This window comes from Paraburkholderia acidipaludis NBRC 101816, from assembly GCF_000684975.1.
GTDB classification, from domain to species: domain Bacteria; phylum Pseudomonadota; class Gammaproteobacteria; order Burkholderiales; family Burkholderiaceae; genus Paraburkholderia; species Paraburkholderia acidipaludis.
The window spans coordinates 1-20,780 of the sequence record NZ_BAXZ01000004.1; the positions used below are offsets into that span (position 1 = coordinate 1).

At 62.6% G+C, this 20,780-nt stretch carries 20 protein-coding genes; 13 read left to right on the forward strand and 7 right to left on the reverse strand.

What is annotated here, in order from left to right:
* On the reverse strand, positions 1 to 323 hold a 323-nt coding region (locus tag BAC01S_RS30345; RefSeq protein ID WP_043201245.1), incomplete at its 3' end, for a hypothetical protein.
* Between the two features lie 407 nt (positions 324 to 730).
* Here BAC01S_RS30345 and BAC01S_RS05200 point away from each other — a divergent pair.
* Complete coding sequence (locus BAC01S_RS05200) at positions 731 to 1,456, forward strand: copper homeostasis protein CutC (protein WP_027793807.1); 726 nt, start codon at positions 731 to 733, stop codon at positions 1,454 to 1,456.
* An 80-nt stretch (positions 1,457 to 1,536) separates the two neighbouring features.
* Here the strand turns inward: BAC01S_RS05200 and BAC01S_RS05205 are convergent, their stop codons facing one another.
* The 3 genes from BAC01S_RS05205 to BAC01S_RS05215 form a co-directional block, all read right to left on the reverse strand.
* On the reverse strand, positions 1,537 to 2,859 hold the full coding sequence (locus BAC01S_RS05205) for an MFS transporter (RefSeq protein WP_027793808.1): 1,323 nt from the start codon (positions 2,857 to 2,859) through the stop codon (positions 1,537 to 1,539).
* 69 nt (positions 2,860 to 2,928) lie between these two features.
* Complete coding sequence (locus BAC01S_RS05210; protein ID WP_027793809.1) at positions 2,929 to 4,140, reverse strand: CaiB/BaiF CoA transferase family protein; 1,212 nt, start codon at positions 4,138 to 4,140, stop codon at positions 2,929 to 2,931.
* Positions 4,141 to 4,150: 10 nt separating this feature from the next.
* Entirely contained in the window at positions 4,151 to 5,917 is a 1,767-nt protein-coding gene (locus tag BAC01S_RS05215) for an acyl-CoA dehydrogenase family protein (protein WP_027793810.1), read from the reverse strand.
* 139 nt (positions 5,918 to 6,056) lie between these two features.
* Here BAC01S_RS05215 and BAC01S_RS05220 point away from each other — a divergent pair, with 139 nt between their 5' ends.
* Complete coding sequence (locus BAC01S_RS05220; protein WP_027793811.1) at positions 6,057 to 6,968, forward strand: LysR family transcriptional regulator; 912 nt, start codon at positions 6,057 to 6,059, stop codon at positions 6,966 to 6,968.
* A 139-nt stretch (positions 6,969 to 7,107) separates the two neighbouring features.
* Here the strand turns inward: BAC01S_RS05220 and BAC01S_RS05225 are convergent, their stop codons facing one another.
* Positions 7,108 to 8,046, reverse strand: a complete 939-nt coding sequence (locus tag BAC01S_RS05225; RefSeq protein ID WP_027793812.1) for a LysR family transcriptional regulator — start codon at positions 8,044 to 8,046, stop codon at positions 7,108 to 7,110.
* A 480-nt stretch (positions 8,047 to 8,526) separates the two neighbouring features.
* Between BAC01S_RS05225 and BAC01S_RS05230 the strand changes: the two genes are divergently transcribed.
* The gene (locus BAC01S_RS05230) at positions 8,527 to 9,702 is read left to right on the forward strand and encodes a porin (protein ID WP_043201259.1); all 1,176 of its coding nucleotides are present in this window, start codon (positions 8,527 to 8,529) and stop codon (positions 9,700 to 9,702) included.
* 487 nt (positions 9,703 to 10,189) lie between these two features.
* Here the strand turns inward: BAC01S_RS05230 and BAC01S_RS05235 are convergent, their stop codons facing one another.
* Together BAC01S_RS05235 and BAC01S_RS05240 are read right to left on the reverse strand one after the other, a co-directional pair.
* Positions 10,190 to 11,332 carry a TDT family transporter gene (locus BAC01S_RS05235; RefSeq protein WP_043201266.1) on the reverse strand — a complete coding sequence of 381 codons (1,143 nt, stop codon included), beginning with the start codon at positions 11,330 to 11,332 and terminating at the stop codon, positions 10,190 to 10,192.
* A 639-nt stretch (positions 11,333 to 11,971) separates the two neighbouring features.
* Complete coding sequence (locus BAC01S_RS05240; RefSeq protein WP_322786884.1) at positions 11,972 to 12,319, reverse strand: DUF4148 domain-containing protein; 348 nt, start codon at positions 12,317 to 12,319, stop codon at positions 11,972 to 11,974.
* 469 nt (positions 12,320 to 12,788) lie between these two features.
* On the opposite strand from BAC01S_RS05240, the gene fdxA reads away from it, so the two are divergent.
* The 10 genes from fdxA (at position 12,789) to BAC01S_RS30365 (ending at position 20,759) form a co-directional block, all read left to right on the forward strand.
* Positions 12,789 to 13,112 (forward strand): ferredoxin FdxA, encoded by a 324-nt coding sequence (gene fdxA, locus BAC01S_RS05245; protein WP_027793816.1) that lies wholly within the window; start codon positions 12,789 to 12,791, stop codon positions 13,110 to 13,112.
* 211 nt (positions 13,113 to 13,323) lie between these two features.
* A complete protein-coding gene (locus BAC01S_RS30350; protein WP_052408692.1) occupies positions 13,324 to 14,016 on the forward strand; it encodes a c-type cytochrome in 693 nt (230 codons plus the stop codon).
* Between the two features lie 8 nt (positions 14,017 to 14,024).
* Positions 14,025 to 14,996, forward strand: coding sequence for a c-type cytochrome (locus tag BAC01S_RS30355; RefSeq protein ID WP_407667907.1), 972 nt, complete (start codon positions 14,025 to 14,027; stop codon positions 14,994 to 14,996).
* Positions 14,989 to 15,129: a hypothetical protein gene (locus BAC01S_RS34415; protein WP_156954316.1), complete on the forward strand. Its 141-nt coding sequence runs from the start codon at positions 14,989 to 14,991 to the stop codon at positions 15,127 to 15,129. Before BAC01S_RS30355 ends, BAC01S_RS34415 begins: the two co-directional genes overlap by 8 nt.
* A 12-nt stretch (positions 15,130 to 15,141) precedes the next feature.
* A complete protein-coding gene (locus BAC01S_RS05265) occupies positions 15,142 to 15,672 on the forward strand; it encodes a cytochrome c oxidase subunit II (protein ID WP_043201274.1) in 531 nt (176 codons plus the stop codon).
* Positions 15,669 to 17,423 carry a cbb3-type cytochrome c oxidase subunit I gene (locus tag BAC01S_RS30360; RefSeq protein ID WP_052408693.1) on the forward strand — a complete coding sequence of 585 codons (1,755 nt, stop codon included), beginning with the start codon at positions 15,669 to 15,671 and terminating at the stop codon, positions 17,421 to 17,423. The genes BAC01S_RS05265 and BAC01S_RS30360 overlap by 4 nt, the downstream gene beginning before the upstream one ends.
* Before the next feature lie 18 nt (positions 17,424 to 17,441).
* Positions 17,442 to 18,080: an SCO family protein gene (locus BAC01S_RS05275; RefSeq protein ID WP_043201279.1), complete on the forward strand. Its 639-nt coding sequence runs from the start codon at positions 17,442 to 17,444 to the stop codon at positions 18,078 to 18,080.
* A 59-nt stretch (positions 18,081 to 18,139) separates the two neighbouring features.
* Positions 18,140 to 18,823: a cytochrome c oxidase assembly protein gene (locus BAC01S_RS05280; RefSeq protein ID WP_169740100.1), complete on the forward strand. Its 684-nt coding sequence runs from the start codon at positions 18,140 to 18,142 to the stop codon at positions 18,821 to 18,823.
* Positions 18,824 to 19,013: 190 nt separating this feature from the next.
* Positions 19,014 to 19,805, forward strand: a complete 792-nt coding sequence (locus BAC01S_RS05285; protein ID WP_027793820.1) for a substrate-binding domain-containing protein — start codon at positions 19,014 to 19,016, stop codon at positions 19,803 to 19,805.
* Between the two features lie 27 nt (positions 19,806 to 19,832).
* Positions 19,833 to 20,759: a LysR family transcriptional regulator gene (locus tag BAC01S_RS30365; RefSeq protein ID WP_245616507.1), complete on the forward strand. Its 927-nt coding sequence runs from the start codon at positions 19,833 to 19,835 to the stop codon at positions 20,757 to 20,759.
* The last annotated feature ends 21 nt before the right edge of the window (positions 20,760 to 20,780 follow it).

Consider the following 20,780-nt stretch of genomic DNA (forward strand, 5'->3'; position numbering starts at 1 on the left):
GGCGAGCTCGACACCGAGTGAAAGCGCGTGACGAATCCACGGAACTCGCGAACCGGTGCGCCTTCCTGGGTCTGGAACCTGAACTTCGCCCACTGGCCGAGAATGTCCCTGCGCGGCACGGGTCCCGGTGTCGAGACCAGCAGCCTGATCCGGTACGGCTCGCAGACCTCTTCGTGCACCTCCCATTCGACCACCGACACATCGGGCATCGGCTTCTTCTGCTCATCGGCCGGTGCCTTGTCCTGCGGGTAGCGACGGTACAGTTCCACGTGCGCCGACTGGCGGCCCGTCAGAAGTCGTGCCGCCGTGCCAGATTCCGCCATGCTCGATCCTTTGATATGTAATCCTATTTAACTGGATAGCGCACGGACGTGTATCTCGAAGCGTCAAGCTACATGACTGAAGCGCGAAGCGTTGTTCGAGATATGCGCGCAGTGTTTTCCCGCGCGCCATGATCGACCGCTGCGGCGAAGCAGACGATTCACAAGGGACGGAATGAAAAAAGCGGCAAGATCGCTTGGCAAGATAATAATATCTTGATCGGGAAACATCCTTGCGCGCCGTCAACGCTATTGGGGCTACCTTCGGTGTCGTCCGAGGTTGCCGCTTGTCGATGCCGAGCGGGGCCGCGTTATCATTTTTGACGGACGTGAAGAGGCTCCTCACCGGGTTTCGCCTGGCGAGGCGCTTCGATCTTGCTCTACGAATATGAACTACACCAGGAACACTTATGCGAATCACGCTGGAAGTGTGCGTCGATAGCGTGGAGGGGCTCGACGCCGCCATCGCGGGCGGCGCCGACCGCATCGAACTCTGCTCCGCGCTGGACCTCGGCGGCCTTACGCCCACATCGGGGTTGATCGCGGCGGCGGCGCGCGCACCGATTCCGGTCTACGCAATGATCCGGCCTCATGCGCGCAGCTTTTGCTGGTCGCGGGCCGATGGAGAAGCGATGCTGGCCGAAATCGACGTGGTGCGCGCGGCTGCCCTTGCCGGCGTGGTGCTGGGCGCCGCGCAGCCGGACGGCAGCCTCGACGTCGCGTTGCTGCGCACGCTGCGCGAACGTTCGCGCGGTCTTGGCGCCACGTTGCATCGCGTGTTCGACCTTGTGCCCGATCCCGTTCGCGCGCTTGAAGAAGCCGTTGCGCTGGACTTCGAACGTGTGCTGACTTCGGGCGGCGCGGCACGGGCAATCGATGGAATCGATACGCTGGCCGAACTGATGGAGCGCGCGGCGGGGCGCATCGTCGTCATGCCGGGTAGCGGAATCGCAGCCGACAACGTCGTGCGGATCGTCGAGGCGACCGGCGCGGCCGAGGTTCACGCATCCTGCCGCGAGGTGCTCGCGCAGAGTGACGGAAAGGGTGTCGAGCTTGGTTTTTTCTCCGCTCGCCGGAGCACGACTTCCAGAAATCTCGTGCAGGCGCTCAGGCGAGCGCTTGCATTGTTCGATTGAGCAGCGGGGCGAGGCATGGGCTCGTTGCTCGTGCGTGGATTGCTCTTATTGAGGACTCCAAGAAATCCGGGCCTGCAGACTCACTCCGGCAGCGCGCCGGCCATATCCGCCTGTGCCGCCGACGGCCGGCGGCGCTGCAGCACGGCGATGCAGACGAGCGAAGTGCCCGCGAGCGCGCTATAGAACAGCGCGAGCGGCCACCACTGTCCAGGGAAGTCGTGCGCGAGCAGCGTGCCGGCGAGCGGCGTGAGGCCGCCCGCGAGCGCCGCGCAGCATTGGTACGAGATGGAGATGGCCGAGTAGCGCACGCGCACCGGGAACGCATTCGTCATGAAGCCGGCCATGACGGCATACGAGCTCGACATGCACATCACCGCAACGGCAATGCCGACTACGATGGCGACCGGGCGCCCCGTTGAAACGAGCACGAACATGGGATAGGGCGAGAGCATCGCGAGGCCTGCGGCCGCCACGAGAAAGCGGCCCGAGCCCACGCGTTCGGCGAACCAGCCCGACGCGAGCTGCGTGAACAGTTGAATGAACGCGACGACGAAGAGGCAGTCGAGGATCAGCGCGCGATCGAGGCCGAGCGTCTGCGTCGTGTAGTTCAACATGAACGTGTTGACGAACCACGCGCCCGCCACGCCGATCACGTTTGCGCCGAGGCACAGCAGCACGCCGCGCCAGGCGTCGCGCAGCACCTCGACGATCGGCATGGACGCGGTGCGCCGCTGCGCCTTGAGCGCTTCGAACTCGGGCGACTCCCGCACGCCCGAACGGATCAGGAGGCCCACGACGAGCAGCACGGCGCTCGCGAGGAACGGCAGGCGCCAACCCCAGGCGAGGAGCGCGTCGTGGTCGAGATGCGCGACGCTGCGAAACGCGAGCAGCGCGAGAATCAGGCCGGCGGGACTGCCGAGCTGCGCGAACGAGGCGAAGAAGGTGCGCCGCTCGCGCGGCGCGTGTTCGCCGGCCATGAGGACGGCGCCGCCCCATTCGCCGCCGATGGCGATGCCTTGCGCCACGCGCAGCAGCACGAGCAAGGCGGGCGCGAGCGCGCCGGCGTTGGCGTAGGTCGGCAGGAAGCCGATGCCCACGGTGCCGGCGCCCATGATGGAGAGCGTGGCGACGAGCGCCTTCTTGCGGCCGATCCTGTCGCCGAGATGGCCGAACACGAGGCCGCCGAAGGGCCGTGCGAAAAAGCCGACGGCGAATGTGCCGAACGAGGCCAGCGTGCTGTAGAACGGCTCGTTCGACGGGAAGAACAGCTTGCCGAAGATGAGCGCGGAGGCCGTGGCGTAGATGTAGAAGTCGTACCACTCGATCGTGGTGCCGACGAAGGCGGCGAGCGAGGCGCGTGCGGGCTGCCGCGCTGTCTGAGGAAGGGCTGCGGACGTGGACATCGTTTGTCTCCTTGGTCGGTTGAGCCGGCTTGGGCCGGTCTATATTCCATTGGCACTGCCAGGTGATGATCAGCCCTTCACGACCCCGGCCTCGAACAGCCGTGCCTGAGTTTCGCGGTCGATGCCGAGCGCGTCGAGCACCTCGCGCGTGTTCCCGCCGAGCGCGGGCGGCTTCGTGCGGTATGTCGCGGGTGTGCGCGAGAGCTTGACCGGTGCGCCGGCGCCGCGATAGCCGTCCATTTCCACGAGCATGCCGCGGTGCCGCGTGTGCGGATGCGCGACCACGGCATCGACGGTCTGCACCGGGCCGCACGGCACGCCATGCGCCATGAGTTCACGCGCGAGCGGCTCGCACTCGTGGGCGGAGAGCCGCGCTTCGAGTGCGGCCTTCAACTCGGACCGGTGCGCGCAGCGGCTGCGGTTGTTCGCGAAACGCGGGTCGTCGGCGAGCGCGGGCTCGCCCAGGTGGGCGCACAGCTTCGCGAACTGCCGGTCGTTGCCTACGGCGAGGAAGATCGGCGCGGTGCGCGTGGCATAGCTGTCGTAAGGCGCGATGTTCGGATGGGCGTTGCCGCTGCGCTGCGGCGTGCGGCCGTTGCCGAAGAAGTTCGGCAGATGCGGATGCAGCAGCGAGACGCCGCAGTCGTAGAGCGCAATATCGACCGACTGCCCCTGGCCGCTCTTTTCGCGTTCGGCCAGCGCGAGCAGGATGCCCGCCAGCGCGTTCAGGCCCGTCACCATGTCCACGATCGGCAGGCCGATGCGCAGCGCGGGGCCGTCGTGCTCGCCGTTCACGCTCATGAGCCCGGCCATCGCCTGGATCACCGCGTCGTAGCCGGGCAGGCCGCCGAGCGGGCCGTCCGCGCCGAAGCCGGAGACGGCGCAATGGATGAGGCGTGGAAAGCGCGGGCGCAGGTCGCGCTCGTAGTCCATGCCCCAGCGCGCGAGCGTGCCGGGCTTGAAGTTCTCCAGGAGCACGTCGGCGCCTTCCAGCAGTTGCCAAAGGATCTCGCGGCCTTCTTCGCGCGCGAGATCGACCGCGATACCCTGCTTGTTGCGATTCACGCCCACGTAGTACCACGCGGTCTCGTCGAGGAAGGGCGGGCCCCAGCCACGCGTTTCGTCGCCGCCGGGCGGTTCGAGCTTGATGACCTCGGCACCGTGGTCGGCGAGGGTCTGTGTGCAGTACGGGCCGCCCAGCACGCGGCTCAGGTCGATCACACGCAGGCCATGCAGCGCGCCGTTTACGGCAGATGATTGGTTATGCTTGCTATCGCTCATCGTCGCGGTCTCATTGTGCGGGCAGGAGTTGCATTGCGTCGGCGAGGGCGAGCGGGTGCTCTTCCACGAGGGCACGCAACGGTGCCGCGTGCGCGTCCCGCGCATCGGGCTCCAGCGGGTCGCGCGGCAGCAGCTTGTGCCGCACGATCAGATGCGCGAGGGCGAGGCGCCGGTAGTCGGGCGCGACGCGCGCCGCTTCGCAGGCCATGAAAACGGCCGTGGTGGCGTGATAGAGCGCGGAAGCGGCCTGGCGCACCGATTCGTCGCGGCCGCATTCCGCCACGCTCTCGAGCACCGCGCCCGCGCGCTCGAACACGCCGCGCAGCAGTGCCGCGCTCGTTTCGGGCAGGCCCGCTTCGGCAAGCTCCGCGCGCACATAGCGCGCAAGGGCGTCCAGTGCGCCTTCGCGTTTCGCCGCGCGCGCGACGTCCAGCGCGACGATGTTGCTCGTGCCTTCCCAGATCGAGCCCAGGTGCGCATCGCGCACGAGCCGCGCATCGCTCCATTCCTCGATATAGCCCACGCCGCCGCGCACTTCCATTGCGTCGCCCGTTACGCGGCGGGCGTCGCGGCAGGCGCGGAACTTGATGAGCGGCGTGAGAATGCGCACGCATTTCGCGGCGAGCTCGTCGCCCTGATCGGCGCGCGGGAGCAGCGTGGCGATCCGCATGAACATCGAGCGCGCCTGCTCGGCGGGCAGCATCATCTTGAGCAGCTGGCGCTGCATGAGCGGCATGTCGATCAGCTTGCGCCCGAATGCTTCGCGATGACGCGCGACGTGCAGCGCTTCGGTCACCGCGCGGCGCATGAGCCCCGCGGCGCGCACGCCGTTCGAAAGCCGCGACATGTTGATCATGTCCGCCATCTGGTGAAAGCCGCGGCCCACTTCGCCGATCAGGTAGGCTTGTGCCCCCTCCAGCACGATTTCGCCGCTCGCCATCGAGCGGCTGCCCAGCTTGTCCTTCAGGCGCACGATGCGGTAGGCGTTGCGCGTGCCGTCCGGCAGCGTCTTCGGCAGCAGGAAGAGCGCGAGGCCCTTGATACCCGGTGGCGCATCGTCGGGGCGCGCCAGCACCATCGCCAGATCGGCGTCGGCGTTCGAGCAGAACCATTTGTCGCCGTGGAGACGCCATACGTCGTGGCCCTGTGCGTCGCTCGTGCGCGTGGCGCGCGTGGCGATGCGCGCGACGTCCGAGCCCGCCGCCTGCTCGGTCATGAACATCGCGCCTTGATAGAGCGTGTCGAAGTCCTGCGAAGCGAGGAACGGCAGATAGCGGGCCACGAGCTCCGGCGACCCGAAGCGGCGCAGCGTGCGCGTGAGGGAGTCGGTCATGCTCACCGGGCAGCAGAGGCCGAATTCGGCCTGCACGAACAGGTAGGTGAGCGCGTACTTCACGAGCGGAGCCGGCGGGGCGGACTGGTGGCTCATTGCCGCGAGGCCCAGTTCGGCATAGGCAACCCGCTCCAGCGCGACGTAGTCGGGATGCTTGTCGAGGTGCTGGAGCGCTTCGCCGCGCCGCGTGCGGTGCCGCAGAACGGGCGGATTGTGGTCCGCCGCGAGCGCCCACTGGTCGAGTTCGTCGGAGGCGCGCTGGCCGAGGCTGCGCAGCCTCGGCTCCAGGGTGGCGAACGCCAGGTCGCCCAGGTAGCTGCGCAGCAGCGGCGCATAGCTCGGGTCGCTCGTATAGAAATTGATGCCGCGGCTGTCGGGAATGTTGGCCGCGCCGTCGGCGGCGGGTGACGTGGCCGAAGCGGAGGCGACAAAGTGGTCGCTCATCGAATGTCTCCTTGTTTTGCGCCCGCATGGCGCGGTGCAATTCGGCCAAGCTTAGGCGCGGCAACGATCACGGTCCAATACAAACGATGTCCTGTACGATAAGCAGCATCTATCGAAAAAAACCATCGGAGACACCGTCATGGAACTCAAGCAACTGCGCTACTTCGTGGCCGTGGCGGAGGAACTGCACTTCGGCCGGGCCGCGCGGCGGCTCTTCATTTCGCAGCCCGCGCTGAGCTTCGACATCCGCAAGTTCGAGGAGCAGTTGGGCGTGCAGCTGCTCGAGCGCACCAACAAGGCGGTGTCGCTCACGAACGCGGGCCACGTGCTGCTGGAGGAGGCGCGCCGGCTGCTCGAACAGGCCGACGAGGTCAGGCGCGTGGCGGCGCGCTCGGCGCATGGGCTCGCGGGGCGGCTGCGCGTCGGCTTCGTCAATTCGATGCTGTATCGCGGGCTACCCGAGGCGGTGCGGCGTTTCGAGGCCGACCACCCGGCGGTGGAAGTCGTGTTGCGGGAGATGAATACGACCGAGCAGGTGCACGCGCTGCAACGCATGCAGATCGATCTCGGCTTCGCGCACTGGGGGCGCTTTCCGACCGAGGTGCAATCCGAGCTGCTGTTTTCCGAGCCCTTTCTGTGCTGCCTGCCCGTGGACCACGCGTTCGCGCGCAAACGGCACATCGCGCTTCGCACGCTCGCGCGCGAGCCGTTCATCCTGTTTCCGCGTTCGGTTTCTCCGCACTATCACGATCAGATCATCGCGACCTGCGTGGAGGCGGGCTTCAGTCCGCAGATCCGGCACGAGGCACGGTTGTGGCAGACCGTGGTGACGATGGTGGAGTTCGGCATGGGCGTCGCGCTCGTGCCGGCGGCGCTCGGTCGTGCGGGCAGCGGACGTTCGGTGTTTCGGCCGCTATCGAGCAATCCTTACGAATCGCAGGTGCTAAGGCTCGTGCGGTCCAGCGGGGCCGGGCGGCTCGCGGAGGGGTTCGCGGGGTATCTGGGTGCGCGGGCAACGGCCGCGTCGGCTGTGCATTTGCCCATAAGCTGAATTTTTCACCTGCGTCGGAGCTTACGGGCGGACACGTCACGCTTTGCATATCGCGTCGCGTGAATTGCTCCACCGCCGCGATGACGCTAGAGGCGAGGGTGGCTGGCATTGCTTGCCGGGGCCTGGTTTTTACCGCCGGCTATGCGGCTATTCCAGCAGGTCGCCGAACGTCCGCGGCACTGTCGAGACCAAAGGAGCGCGTGCACGCATTCACGAAGCTGCGGACACGGTGCGCAATGGTGCCTTGACGCAGGTAGGCGACACCAAGGGCTGCCACCTCGTCGATTAGCTTATGGTCCGGAAATGCAAGTCGTAGTTTTCCATTGGCCAGATACGGCGCGGCCAGAAACTCGGGCAGCAAGGCCATGCCGAAACCCGACAGCGCCAACCGAACCGCAGTGGATTCGCCCACGTCCATTCGAACGCTTCCACGGGATAACGTTGTAATTTTGCCGGCGTGTTCGAGGCGCAACTCCCTTTCATGCTTTGTGTCGTTTTGGCAGGAAAGAATAATGTGACCGTTCAGGTCAGGCTGCGTGCGATCGAGTTTGAAACTGCTCAAATAGTCATGGCTGGCCACAAGCAAGATGGGCGAATTGAGTATGCGGCGGCAAACCGCGTCGGCGTCCAGAATGAGATCGGGAGGATAGATGGCTACGTCATAGTTGTCCTGCTCCAGACGCAGTGGGGGTGTACGCATATTCAGCACGATTTCGACCTCGGGCGCATCGCGCTGATATTCACGGACGATCTCCGGTAGTCCCACTTCGATTGCGATCGGATGAGCGGCGATGCGGAGTACGCCGCGCGAAGCAGCCCGATCGTCTAGAAGGCGTTGTTCGCCCTCGTAGAGGCGATCGAGCACGTCGACACACGTATTGAAATACTCGCGGGCACCCGGCGCCAGCGAGACGAATCGCGATGAGCGACTGACGAGTCGGGTTTGTGTATGGGACTCGAGGTTGCTCACGGCGCGAGACAAGGACGCGAGAGAGACGCTCAATTGCCGGGCGGCCTTCGTGAAACTTCCGAGGCGGACAACGGTAACGAACGCCCTGATTGATTGTATGTGGTCCATCGTATGTCATTCCGGCGAAATGCGTGTCTTTGGGTCTATCGAGGTCAGCACGGCAGGCGCGGCCCCTATCTCGTCATTCGGTGAATACGGAACGCCGTTGACATGGTTAGCGCCGGGTAGCCAAAGACAGCGGTTCGCACGAGCGAAATTGCGTTACGGCCAACAAAGCGTTGTAACCGCGACACAACCTTGTTGATCGAACAACAGAATTGCGTGTCCTGACGTTCTTCCGCGAGAAGAAATTTCGCAGATAAAGAAAATTCCACACGAGAAATCGCCTTGTTTTTCGGGGTTTGGCACGATTCAGTCATGGTTTATGGACTACTAAATTTTTATGAAAGACGCTTGCACCTGATGCAACCTGGCTTTTCCGTTGTCCTCCACTCGTTAGACCCGAATACGGACCTATACTCGCGCAGCCTTGTGGTTCCGGCATTCAATTCGGTAAGCCCCAATCCAGTCGTTAGTGGAGAATCAAACATGAAATTACGGTATTTGGCAGCGGTATCGGCGCTGTCTTTCACTTGTGCGGCTCATGCGCAAAGTAGCGTCACGCTATTCGGTATCGTTGACGAAGGCGTGGTCTACGTAAATAGTCAGCGAACGGGCGGTGCAAACAGCGGTGGAGGAAGTAGCTGGCTCCTCAATAGCGGTAGCGTGTCGACCACGCGTTGGGGCCTGCGCGGCAATGAGGACCTTGGCGGCGGGCTCGGCGCCGTTTTCTGGCTCGAGAACGGCTTTAACGCGTCCACCGGCAAGTTCAACAATGGCGGTGATCTGTTCGGGCGCCAGGCTTATGTCGGGCTCACCGACAGGCAATATGGCGCGCTGACGCTCGGTCGCCAGTACGACTTCCTCGTGGATTACCTTGCACCGCTTTCGGCCGTTGGCGCCGGATTCGGCGGTAACTTCGCCGACCATCCCTATGACAACGACAACCTGGCGAATGATCTGAGGCTTAATAACTCGATCAAATTCAGCAGCGTGGCGTTCGATGGTTTGCGCGTCGGGGCGATGTACGGCTTCTCGAACGACGCGGGTGAGTTCGCGAATAACCGCGCCTACAGCATCGGTACGAGCTACGCTTATGGCACGTTTAGCGTGGGTGCCGCGTTCCTTCAGATCGATCGTGCCGCAGGGGCGGCAAATGCCAACGCGGCAGGCGCGACGAGTACCGCCGACACCAACGTGCTGACGACCGGCGGGCGTCAGCAGATTTACGGTGTCGGCGCGAAGTACATGTTCGGCAACTCGCAGGTGGGGATTGTATGGACCCACTCGTCGACCAACGACGTGACTGGCATCTGGCAGGGCGGCAGCATTGCGTCGCTTACGGGCAGCAATATCAAATTCGATAACTTCGAAGTCAACAGTCGATATTTCTTCACGCCGGAGTTCAGCCTTGGTGCGTCCTATACGTACACGATGGGTCAATTCGATGCCGCCTCCGGAACGCTCAAGCCGAAGTGGAACCAGGTAATGGGGCAAGCCGACTACCAGTTGTCGAAACGCACCGATCTTTACCTCGAAGGTGTCTATCAGCATGTGAGCGGTGGGGGCAACAATCCCGCGTTCGACGCAGGTGTTTTCAGTCTGACGCCGGCGTCCGGTAACGAGCAGGTCGTCGTGGCGGCCGGTCTGCGTCATCGCTTCTGAGCCTCGCCGGCTGAGTCGATGTCGGTCCGCGCAAGGCAGATTGAATTGCATTTCGCCATTCGCTATCTCCTTTGGCTGATAGGTGGGCACAGCATATCGGCCAGTCGAGGTGCGGAAAAATATCTTGATGATATTCGCGCGATGCCTTTTTGATATCAGCACCAGCCTCAGCATTGTCCTTGCGGTTCGCCTGCCATGCGCGGAAGTCATGGCGGCGATGCCATCATTGTATTTTTCGGAGTGTGGGTGGCTCTCTACACTTGGCGGGTGACCAGATCGTTATCGGCGAGCCTTTGCCTCGGTTTTTCAGACGGAATTCGGTATAAATCGCGGTATAAACCGCCAATCTGCGTCGATCGATTTCAGTTGAAGTTGAGTGAGTGGTAGGACTCAGGGCGTCATAGTCACAGGCGCCCTTTCTCCCCCCGCCGGATGAGTCTCCTCCAATCCGTCGGGGGAATTTTTTTTTATTTTCCCTAAGCAATGCTTACGAGCGGGCCGTGGCGAGGCACGGCGCATGAAAGAGCCGCTCGAACATCAGGCCGCGAATCGTGCGGGCGAGCACGGCGACCCAGAGCAGATCGAGCACCACCGCCAGCAGCAGGCCGAAGTGAGCGAAGCCGTGGAAATGCGTGACTCGCGCGAGGTTGAACGTGGCGAGCGTGTAGACGCCGATCGGAAAGGTGAAGCCCCACCAGCCGAGATTGAAGGGCAACCCCTCGCGGCGATAGCGCCACATGAAGAGTACGGCGCAGGCGAGCCACCAGAGTCCGGCGCCCCACAGCAGCAGTGCGCCGAGCACACCGAACGCCTGCGCAACGGTCGCCACAGGCTGGAGCGCTGTGTTCGCGAAAGCCTTCACCGCTGCGTCGCCGAGCGTGATGAGCCCGAGCGCGCCAGTGCCTATCGGACCGAGCGTGAGCCAGCTGGTAACGCCCAGTTCGCGATGCGGCAGTTTGTGAATCACAAGACGGAGCAGCACGATAGTCAGGATGGAGAACGCGAGCGGCACGGAGATGGCCCACAGCACATACCCGACACCGACCACGAACTGGGCCGTCTGGGCAGGCAGATGGGGCGCAAGCAAAGCGGCACTTGCCGCAGCCACCTCAGGCGCGACGACCGGCAGCAGCAAGGCGGCGGTCAGTCGTTCGACGCTGTGCTGCTGCCTCGTGAAAATCAGGTACGGGACACCAATGGCGACGGCGAGCGATACCGCGGCATCGACACCCCACACATACAGTGCGAGGGAATATGCGTCATTGCCGTAGCGTGCGCCGGCAAAAATCACGATGCCGTTCACGATTGGCGCGAGGCCCATCGGTATGGCGCCGAGAAACATCGATTGCAGCGGATGGTGCAGCAGCGGCTCGATCGTTTCGCTGAACAGCACCAGGCGGCCGACGAACATCGCGAGGAAGAGTGCATACAGGCCGATGTCTATATGCCAGAGAAATTCGGCCGCCGCCGTCTTGACGGGGGACGCGCCGGGTAGCGCATTGAGGACAAGGTACACCACGCCGGTGCCCATCGTGACAGCGAACCAGTTCGGCGTGAATTGGCGGATCTTCTCCAGCCATTCCGAACCCGGGTGATTCGTTGCGCGCAGCGATACAGAGGTCTGCTTCATGTCGTTCCCCCATCGTTGGGTGACTATATGGGTTCAGTTTATGAAGTCGCGAGATATACTAAAAATACATATTTATGATCACTCCGATGCCTTCATGATATGGGGGGCGCCAATATGCCGCGGCAATCTGCGCCGGTGCGTACCTTCTCGACGGAGCATGAACTTACGCGCCGAGACGTCTATAACCAGCCCGTGCAGGCAGGGCGAGACGGTATGCTTGCGCGCCTGAACGCGTTGGACTATGGCTCCCGAGAGGGCGTCCGGAGATTAGCTTGACCGTAGTATTTCGGAGCTCGCTTTCGGAACAAGTCGGCGAGCTAGTTGGAGCGCCGATGTCCCGACAATGAGCAGTAGTGCGCCGGCAATGCTGTTGTCGGTGCGCAGAAGGACGTCGGAGAGGTAGATTGACACTGACGTCAATACCATATGAAAGGCAAGGAGTACTGATAGTGGTTTCATCACATCACCCTGTCTTCGTCAGGAGCGTTCGGCAGATGTGGACATCGCCCGCGACGATGCCCACGGGCGTGCCGGTACTGATAGTGGAACGTAAGGGGGCGCCGCCTGGATGAGCCGTGCGCGATCCGGTTCCGAAACAGGCTGCGCGCGACTTTCCCCTACCCGACGCACGCAGACGGCTCAATGGCTGGCTGCCGCGGCCGGCGCCCCGGCTTCCGACGTGCCCGACATCGCCGATCCGCCGACCGCGCTGTTTGCCTGCTCGGCGGCAATTTTTGCTTCCGCGGCCTGAATGTCTTCCGGATAGTTATCGCCATCGCTGTTCGGGTTGTAGCCGGCTTTTTCCAGTTGAACCAGTTCCGCACGGACTTCCGCGCGCGTGACCGGCGCGGTGCTTTGAGCAGACGCCATTGCCGAAGCGGAGAGGGCGCTGATTGCGAGGATGAGCGTTGCAAGCGTTTTCATGATGTGCTCCTTCAAGTGGATATAAAGAAACGATGTGCTGCCTGATACGAGAACTTTGCCCATTGACTGCGAACGACTACTTAATCGAATACTGCAGCCGGTATGCAAAGGTTAATCGGGAGGAGGCAAAGCGAAAAATACAAACTTTCGATGCGAGCTATGTCAGGCGGTTATGGCAATCGTGAACGAGGGCGAATATTTATCGATGCGCTTTACCGTCAGACGTGATCTCGTTGTTGTTGTGTTGAGCGTTTTATGGAGGAGCTGACGGTATGCTTTGAAGTGATGGCGGAGATGCCAATATTGTATTTTTCGGGGACGAAATCACTGCCTTAGACTTCACGCCGGTAGCCAGGGACGGCCGCTCGAGTGGACAAATGCAACGGAAGTGACCGTCACGCATCCGCGCCAGATGGTTGACCGGCCGGATGTGCAGGTCGGATTCGGGTCTGCGGACAGTCTTCCGGACGTTTCGATCTAACGGTAGTTGTTGCTATTTTTTCCGCGATATCCGCGAGCAGGAGTTGCTCGAATGACCCATGTAGTGACCGAGAGCTGCATCAAATGCCGTTATACCGATTGCGTCGATGTCTGTCCGGTGGATTGCTTTCGCGAGGGGCCAAATTTCCTCGCAATCGATCCAGACGAGTGCATCGACTGCGCAGTGTGCGTGGCCGAGTGCCCGGTGAGCGCCATCTATGCAGAAGAGGACGTGCCTGCCGACCAGCAGCAGTTCACTTCCCTTAACGCCGAACTGGCGAAGGATTGGCCCAGTATCACCAGGACCCGGGCGCCGTTGCCTGAGGCCGAAGAATTCAAGGACGTTGCACATAAATTCGCCCTGCTCGAGCGTTGAGCCCGGCCATCTGCTGCCGGTATCTGGGCCGCACGAAAAGGATGGATTGTTCCTGCCATGCAGGCTCAATTGCAGGCTCAATGAGCGAAGCACGTATAAACCGAAGCAATGGCATCAATACCATCCTTGTATGCCAGGGACATCCAACGTAATGAGAGAGCGCACGCAATACAACGTTCGAAAATGCTTACCTGGTGGACGAGGATCTACGGTGATCAACATCCGGACCGCGTGGATCGCGGTACTGCTCGGTTTCTCTTTTTGCATTCAACGCGCGGACGCCGGCGAGGACGTCGCGCAGTCGGGGCAGCGTATTGCCGTGATGGGCGACGGGCACGGACACGCGAGTTGCGCCGCCTGCCATGCAGCGAATGGTGCGGGTCAACCGGCATTGGGCATTCCCAGACTGGCTGGTCTGCCGGCCGATTATCTGGCACGGCAGCTAGCTTATTTCGCTGACGGCGAGCGCGACAGCGTCATCATGGCACCCTACGCAAAGCGGCTCGACGCAGCTCAAAGAGAGGCGGTCGCACGCTACTTTGCGTCTCAGGCTCCACAGACGTTGGACGCCGCACCACCTGCGCCGTCGGCTGAGTTGCTGGCGCACGGCAAGGACCTCTACGAGCACGGGCTCAGTGCATTCCATACACCAGCCTGCGTGCAGTGCCATGGTATTGGCGCGCAGGGTGTGGATGGCTTTTCGCCGTCGCTTGCGGGGCAATCGCCGGGATATGTCGTGCGCCAGCTCAAGCAATGGCGATCAGGAGTACTGCGCGGCGCTACCGGGAAATTCATGCGAGCCGAGGCCGCGCATTTGAGCGATCGGGATATAGAGGCAGTCGCGTCGTACGTCGCCACGCTTCCCGCCACTTCCAATGCCGGTTCGAAGGGAGACGGACAATGATAAAGCGAGTGAGCATGGCCGCCGTTGCCCTGCTAATCGTCGCTGGTGCGATCTGGGCAGGAGTTTGCGCTCTTCGACATTCGGCCATGGCCGGAGGTGCCGCGCAGGCCGCAGGCTTCCAGCCCCCGCCGGACTCTGCCATCCCGAACGACCAGTTCGGTGACGTGGTCAGGCAGGGCGAGAGGATCTTTCACGATACCGGGAAGTACGCACCGGCATTCGTCGGCAACAAACTCAGTTGCGTCAACTGCCATCTTGCGGGCGGGCGGCTGGCCAATTCGGCGCCGATGTGGGCAGCCTACATTTCATATCCGGCCTACCGGAGCAAGAACGGTCATGTGAATACCTTCGCTGAGCGGTTGCAAGGGTGCTTTAGGTACAGCATGAATGGCAAGGCGCCGCCGATCGGCGACCCGACGCTTGTTGCGCTCGAGACGTATGCCTATTTTCTCGCGAAGGGCGCGCCGACCGGCGTGCCGATTCAAGGGCGTGGCTTTCCCAAGCTCCCTAAGCCGGACAAGCCCGCGGACTATCAACGCGGCATGGGCATCTATGCGCAAAGCTGTGCCATGTGCCATGGAGCCAATGGCGAGGGAAAATATTCAGACGGACACCTAATGTTTCCGCCTCTCTGGGGTGCGCAGTCGTATAACTGGGGCGCCGGAATGGCGGGCATCGGCAATGCCGCCGGGTTCATCAAGGCAAACATGCCGCTGGACCTCGGCGGCACGCTGACCGTTCAGCAGGCGTGGGACGTGGCCACCTACATCGACAGCCAGGTTCGGCCTCAAGATCCCCGCTTTACGGGTGACGTCGGAGAGACGCGCAAGAAGTACCACAACTCGAAATCGTCGATGTACGGGACGACGGTGAACGGTGTCCTGCTGGGCGACCCCGCCCATACGCCGCCATCGGGTACGGTGCCGCCGGCCTCCGCCCCGGTGGTCGCGGGGCCGCAAGCGGAGGTCGATCATGAGTGAACGCAACAAGATCGGGCCGAGAGCCGGTGAGCCGGTCAAGCCGGTGGGCACCTGGGTGGTAGGCGGCTTTCTGCTTGCGACGGTGCTGGGTGCCTGGCTGCTGGTATCGCTGGTGTTCATATCGAGAAGCTGAGGAGAAGAACTTTTGGATTCCATTTCATCGCAAGCGGCGTTTGAGGAGGCTTTCCACCGGGCCGCGGAGCGGCATGAGCGTGCATGGGTTTTCGTCGTGCTCGTCATGCTTGCCTTGCTGCTGGTCGGAACCATGTTCTATGTGGTGTTCGACTACGGTGTCATTACGCGAGGAACCTCGTTCTTCCGTCAGCCCGACGCGGTCATGAACGATCCCGCCTTTCGTGAAGGCAAGGTCGTTCAGACCGGTGCAAACCGATACTCCGTTTACATGGTCGGCCATGCATGGGCCTGGTCGCCCGGCGTCATACACGTCAAGGAGGGCGCGCAGGTGACTTTCTACGTCACCAGTACGGACGTACTGCATGGCTTCGAGGTGCAGGGCACGACCATCAATGTCACCGCGATGCCGGGCGCGGTGGGCAGGGTGGAATATAAGTTCGATCGAGCCGGAACGTATTACGTCATTTGCAACGAATATTGCGGAATCGAACATCATTCGATGATTGGCCGCATCATCGTCGATCCGAAAGAGAAATCATGAGCGCCGTATTCCCCTCTTCGCCGACATCGGGCACGCCGGCTTCATCTGCACTGCGAATGACGCCGGCGCAACGCACGATGCTGGCGTTTCTCGTGACCGGCTTCTCGGCCCTGATGATTGGCGCAACGATCGGCCCGCTTCAGGCGCTCAACTACGGCGGCGTCAACGCGTATCCGTTCCTGCGGCCCTTGCTGCAGACTTACTACCAGGGATTGACCATACATGGCGTCCTCAACGGTTATGTGTTTACTTTCTTCGTGACTTGCGGACTGCTTGTCTATCTGCCTTCGCAAGAGCTCGGGCTGACGCCGAACCTGCTCGTGTGGCGCGCCGGCTTCGGCTGCATGGCGGCGGGTGTGGTCATGCTGCTCGTGGCTATGTTCGACAATTCCTCCAGCGTTCTCTGGACCTTCTATCCGCCGCTGAAGGGGAGTCCGTGGTTCTATCTCGGCATGACCCTGCTGGGTCTCGGCAGCGTGTTCCCGCTTCCCGTGGTGCATGGAATGCGAAAGCGCTGGAAACGGCGCAATCCCGGGCAGATTACGCCGCTCATCACCTACATGAGTTTGATTACGATGTGGATGTGGGCGCTTTCGGCGATCGGCATCGTGCTGGAACTGGTACTGCAGCTCGATCCATGGGCGCTTGGCATGATCGATACCGTCGATCCGCTGATCAGCCGCACGCTCTTCTGGCTCACAGGCCATCCGGTCGTGTATTTCTGGCTTATGCCGGCCTATGTGTCCTGGTACGGCCTGCTGCCGAAGCAAGCGGGGGGCAAGCTGGTATCCGACCCGATGGCGCGGCTGACCTTCATTCTGCTGCTGGTATTCTCGCTTCCTGTGGGTAGCCATCATCAGTTCCAGGACCCGGGATTCTCAAACGTCTGGCGCGGAATTCTGACCGTGTTGACGATGTCCGTCGCACTGCCAAGCCTGATTACGGCTTTCACCATCGGCCTGTCACTGGAATACGCGGGGCGGCTGCGGGGAGGGCAGGGCGTGTTCGGGTGGTTCAAGGCACTGCCATGGCGCGATCCGGGCGTGGCGGGCCAGGTATTGGCTGCCTTGACTTATATCCTTGGCGGCGCGAGCGGCATCGTGAACGGCAGCTGGCAACTCGACAACGTGGTGCATAACACCACCTTTTTGCCGGGCCATTTCCATCTGACCGTCGGCAGCGTCAGCGCGATGACGTTCATGTCGATTGCGTTCTGGATGGTGCCGCACCTGACCGGACGCGAACTGGTCAGTCGACGCCTCGCGCTGGTTGCTGTCTGGGCCTGGTTTGCAGGAATCCTGACTTTCTCGCTTGGCATGCTGTGGGCCGGTCTTTATGGCGTGCCTCGCCGCGCATGGGTTTCGGAGCTGCCGCATTCCGCATATGACACGCTCTATGGGGCTGCACATGTTCCACTCGCACTGGTGGCGCTCGGCGGCATTATTCTCTGGGTGGCCATCGCATGCTTTTACGTCGTGTTCTTCGGCTCTCTCCTTGCCGGAGCACGGCGGGAAACGCGGGCTCCGATTCCTTTTGCCCAGGCTTTCGGCAGGCGGGAAAGCTATGCACTCGATGCGGCCGGGACTGCAACGCCCCCGGAACACGAGCATGATTCGCCGACCGCCCGGGCGCTCGAGCCGATTGGCTGGTGGTCCTTCTTCGCCTTCGTGGTCATGCTGGCTGCCTATTTGCCGATCTTCTGGTCGTTCATGGGGCACGTGATTCATGCACCCGGCTGGGTACTCTGGTAACTGGACCGCGAGATCACGATGACCCGCTTGCTAACGCACCGGCGCGCGACATGGCGGTCGGCCTTGAAGGCGACCGTGGTGCTCGCGGGCATGCTGGCGATGCTTTGGGGCTACGCTGTGCTGGGCAGACAGGCGGAATTCGAGGGGACGCCCCTCGTCGCGCGGCAGGCTCCGCCGCTCGCCCTGCTGGACGATGACGGCCGCGCGTTCACGCTGGCGTCGCTGCGGGGGCGTGCGGTGCTCGTCTACTTCGGGTACACGCATTGCCCAGACGTCTGTCCGACGACGCTGGCCGCGCTGCACCCGGTCTTCGATCAGCTTGGCGCGGAGGCGGCGCGCGTGCAGGTGCTCTTCGTTTCTCTCGATCCCCGGCGAGATACGCCCGCATTGCTGCGCGGGTATCTTGCTGCGTTTGCGCCGACGCCGCTGGGTCTGACGGGAACGCAACAGCAAGTCGCGGACGCGGCCCGCGCCTGGGGGATCCATTGGCGATATACCGGGAACGGCCGCTTCATCGACCATACTTCCGTTGTCACCCTGGTCGACCCCGAAGGACGAGTCCGGGTTCGTTATGGGTATGCGCAGCTCGCCGACCCTCGTGCCATGGCGCATGACGTTCTGCGCATACTGCACGAGTCTGATGGACGGGAATCGTGAGGACGGACTGGCATGCCGCCGCGCTGGGGGCGTGGCTGTGCGCAAGCGGAATGATTCCCGTGATAGGCATCTACGGCGTCACCCGCAGAGGGTGGCACTGGCGCCACGGGCTTGCCGGTCTCGCCGCAGCCGTTTGCATGGCCGGCTCCGCACTCGGCCTGCGCAACCCGCTGGCGTCGATGGCCAGCTACAGCGCGGCGCTGATGGTGCTCAATCAGTGGGTGCCTCCGTTGTTGCTGATGTCGGTTCCCGCCGCCGAATGGGCGCGCTGGCGCGGCGTAGCCGCACCGAAGCCGGCTCGCGGTCCGGCCGGCTGGCTGCTGGATCCCTGGGTTGCCATGACGGTGTTCACGACGCTTTCCGTGATGGTGAGCCTTCCCGGCATATTTGAACCCGCGCTGGCGAATGCGCTGTTCAGCGCGCCACTCGGCCTGCTTGAGCTTCTTTCAGGTCTGCTGTTCTGGGCTCAGTTGTCACGCAGCTTGCGCACGTTGCGATACGACTGGCAATCGGGCCTGTATGGGCTCGTGGGTTCGTTGCCGATGATGGCGGTTGCCACTGTCTGGATGCTCTCGGCCAACATTCTCTACATGCCCTATGTAGACGTTGTCTGCCAATGGAATATCTCGCCATTGGCAGACCAGCACTGGGCAGGCTTCGTCATGCTGGCAATGGGTTTTCCGCTGCAGATCGCGGCGGCCTGGCGTTTGGCGCAGTTGGATGTGTCGTCTATTGTCTGTTGATTGCCTGGAATTTTTGCGCGCCCGAGTCCAGGCATCCGGCTCTTGCGGCACGAGATCAGGCGGATCGTTCACTGCCCCGGAACGCACGTCGACGCAACAAAAAATATTCCCGTCGCTCCGGAATAATTACTGCGTAGCCGTGTTTGCGGGCTTGTACGCCAATTCATAACAGTCCTTAGGGAAGCCCGTCATGAAGCTCGCAATTCGCGCCGCCGCTGCGCTCTGCCTGTCGCTCGCCTGCGGCTATGCCGCTGCCCAGTCCGCACTGCATGTCTATGGCCCGGGCGGGCCGGCGCCCGCGATGAAGGAAGCTGCCGCCGCGTTCGAAAAGGAGACCGGCACCCATGTCGAAGTCACAGCCGGCCCCACGCCCGCCTGGATCGACCAGGCCCGTGCCGACGCCGACCTCGTCTACAGCGGCTCTGAAACGATGATGTCCGACTTCGTCGTCGCCATGGGCGACCAGCTAACACCCGCGGCGCCCACACCGCTCTATCTGCGCCCGATGGCGATCCTGGTTCGCCCCGGCAATCCGCGTCACATCCGCGGACTTGCCGACGTGCTCAAGCCTGGCGTAAAGGTGCTTGTCGTTAACGGCGCTGGACAGAACGGCGTCTGGGAAGACGTGGCAGGCCGCCTCGGCGATATCCGCACTGTCGAGGCGCTGCGGCACAACATCGTCAGCTATGCAGGCAACAGCGCCATCGCGCGTCAGGCGTGGGTCGCGCAACCGGACATCGACGTCTGGCTCATCTGGAACATCTGGCAGGTCGCGAATCCCACTCTCGCCGACACGGTACCCATCGAGCCGCGCTACGCCGTTTATCGCGATGCAGGTATTGCGGTAACGAAGCGCGGGACCGGCAATCCCGCGTCTCAGCAATTCGTCGATTTCTTGAAGTCGCGCGAAGGCGCGGCGATTTTCGCCCGCTGGGGCTGGGTAACGGGCATCCCGCACATGCGCGGCAAAACGGCCGCCTGAGCGCCACTTTTTTTCGAGTCACCGATCGTGATCAACTTCACCCATCTCCTCGCCTTTTATGAAGTGGCACGTGCCGGCAGCGTCAGTGCGGGTGCCGAGCGGCTGCACGTAAGCCAGCCCGCCGTGACGCGCGAGATCCGCGAACTGGAAGACCGGCTGGGCGTCATCCTGTTCGACCGCCTGCCGCGCGGCGTAGCCCCGACCGAGGCGGGGAAGATACTGTTCGACTATGCGGACCGTATCTTCACGCTCGCGGACGGCGCGGAAAACCAGTTGAAGGAGCTGACGGGGCTCGGCGCCGGCCATATGAAAATTGGCGCGAGCGCCACGCTCGGCGTGTACTTCGTGCCTGAAATGATCGCGCAATTCAACGCTCGCCATCCGCGCGTCGCGATAGACTTGACTGTCACCAATACCGAGCGGGTCGAGACCGGCCTGCGCGACTTGACATTCACGTTGGGATTCGTCGAAGGCCCGTTTGACGACACGGTTCTACATGCGCGCCGTATCGGTTCCGATGAAATCGCCGTCGTTGCCGCGGCAGGCCATCCTCGCGCGGAAACCCGCCTGCGCGCCGGCGATTTGGTCGATCAGGTGGTTATTATGCGCGAGCCGGGCTCCGGCACTCGCGCAATTGTTGAGGAAGCCTATTCACGGGCCGGCTTGACGATTACGCCGCTGATGTCCATTAGCGATACTGAGGCCATCAAGCGCATGCTGCTTTCCCAGCGTGCGTTGGCCTACGTGTCGGTGCTCAGTGTGAAGGACGAGCTTCGACGTGGAGAGCTGAAAATCGTCGATGTCGAGGATCTGCGTATCGAACGGCCGCTGCATATGGTCTGGAACAAGTGCCGTTCACTTTCCCCCAGCAATCAGGCCTTGTTCGATCTCGTCGTCACTACGGTGGCCGCTATCGGCGACGCTGGCTTATCTGCTGGAAGAGCGCATGATTAAAATGATGGGGAGGTTCAGCAT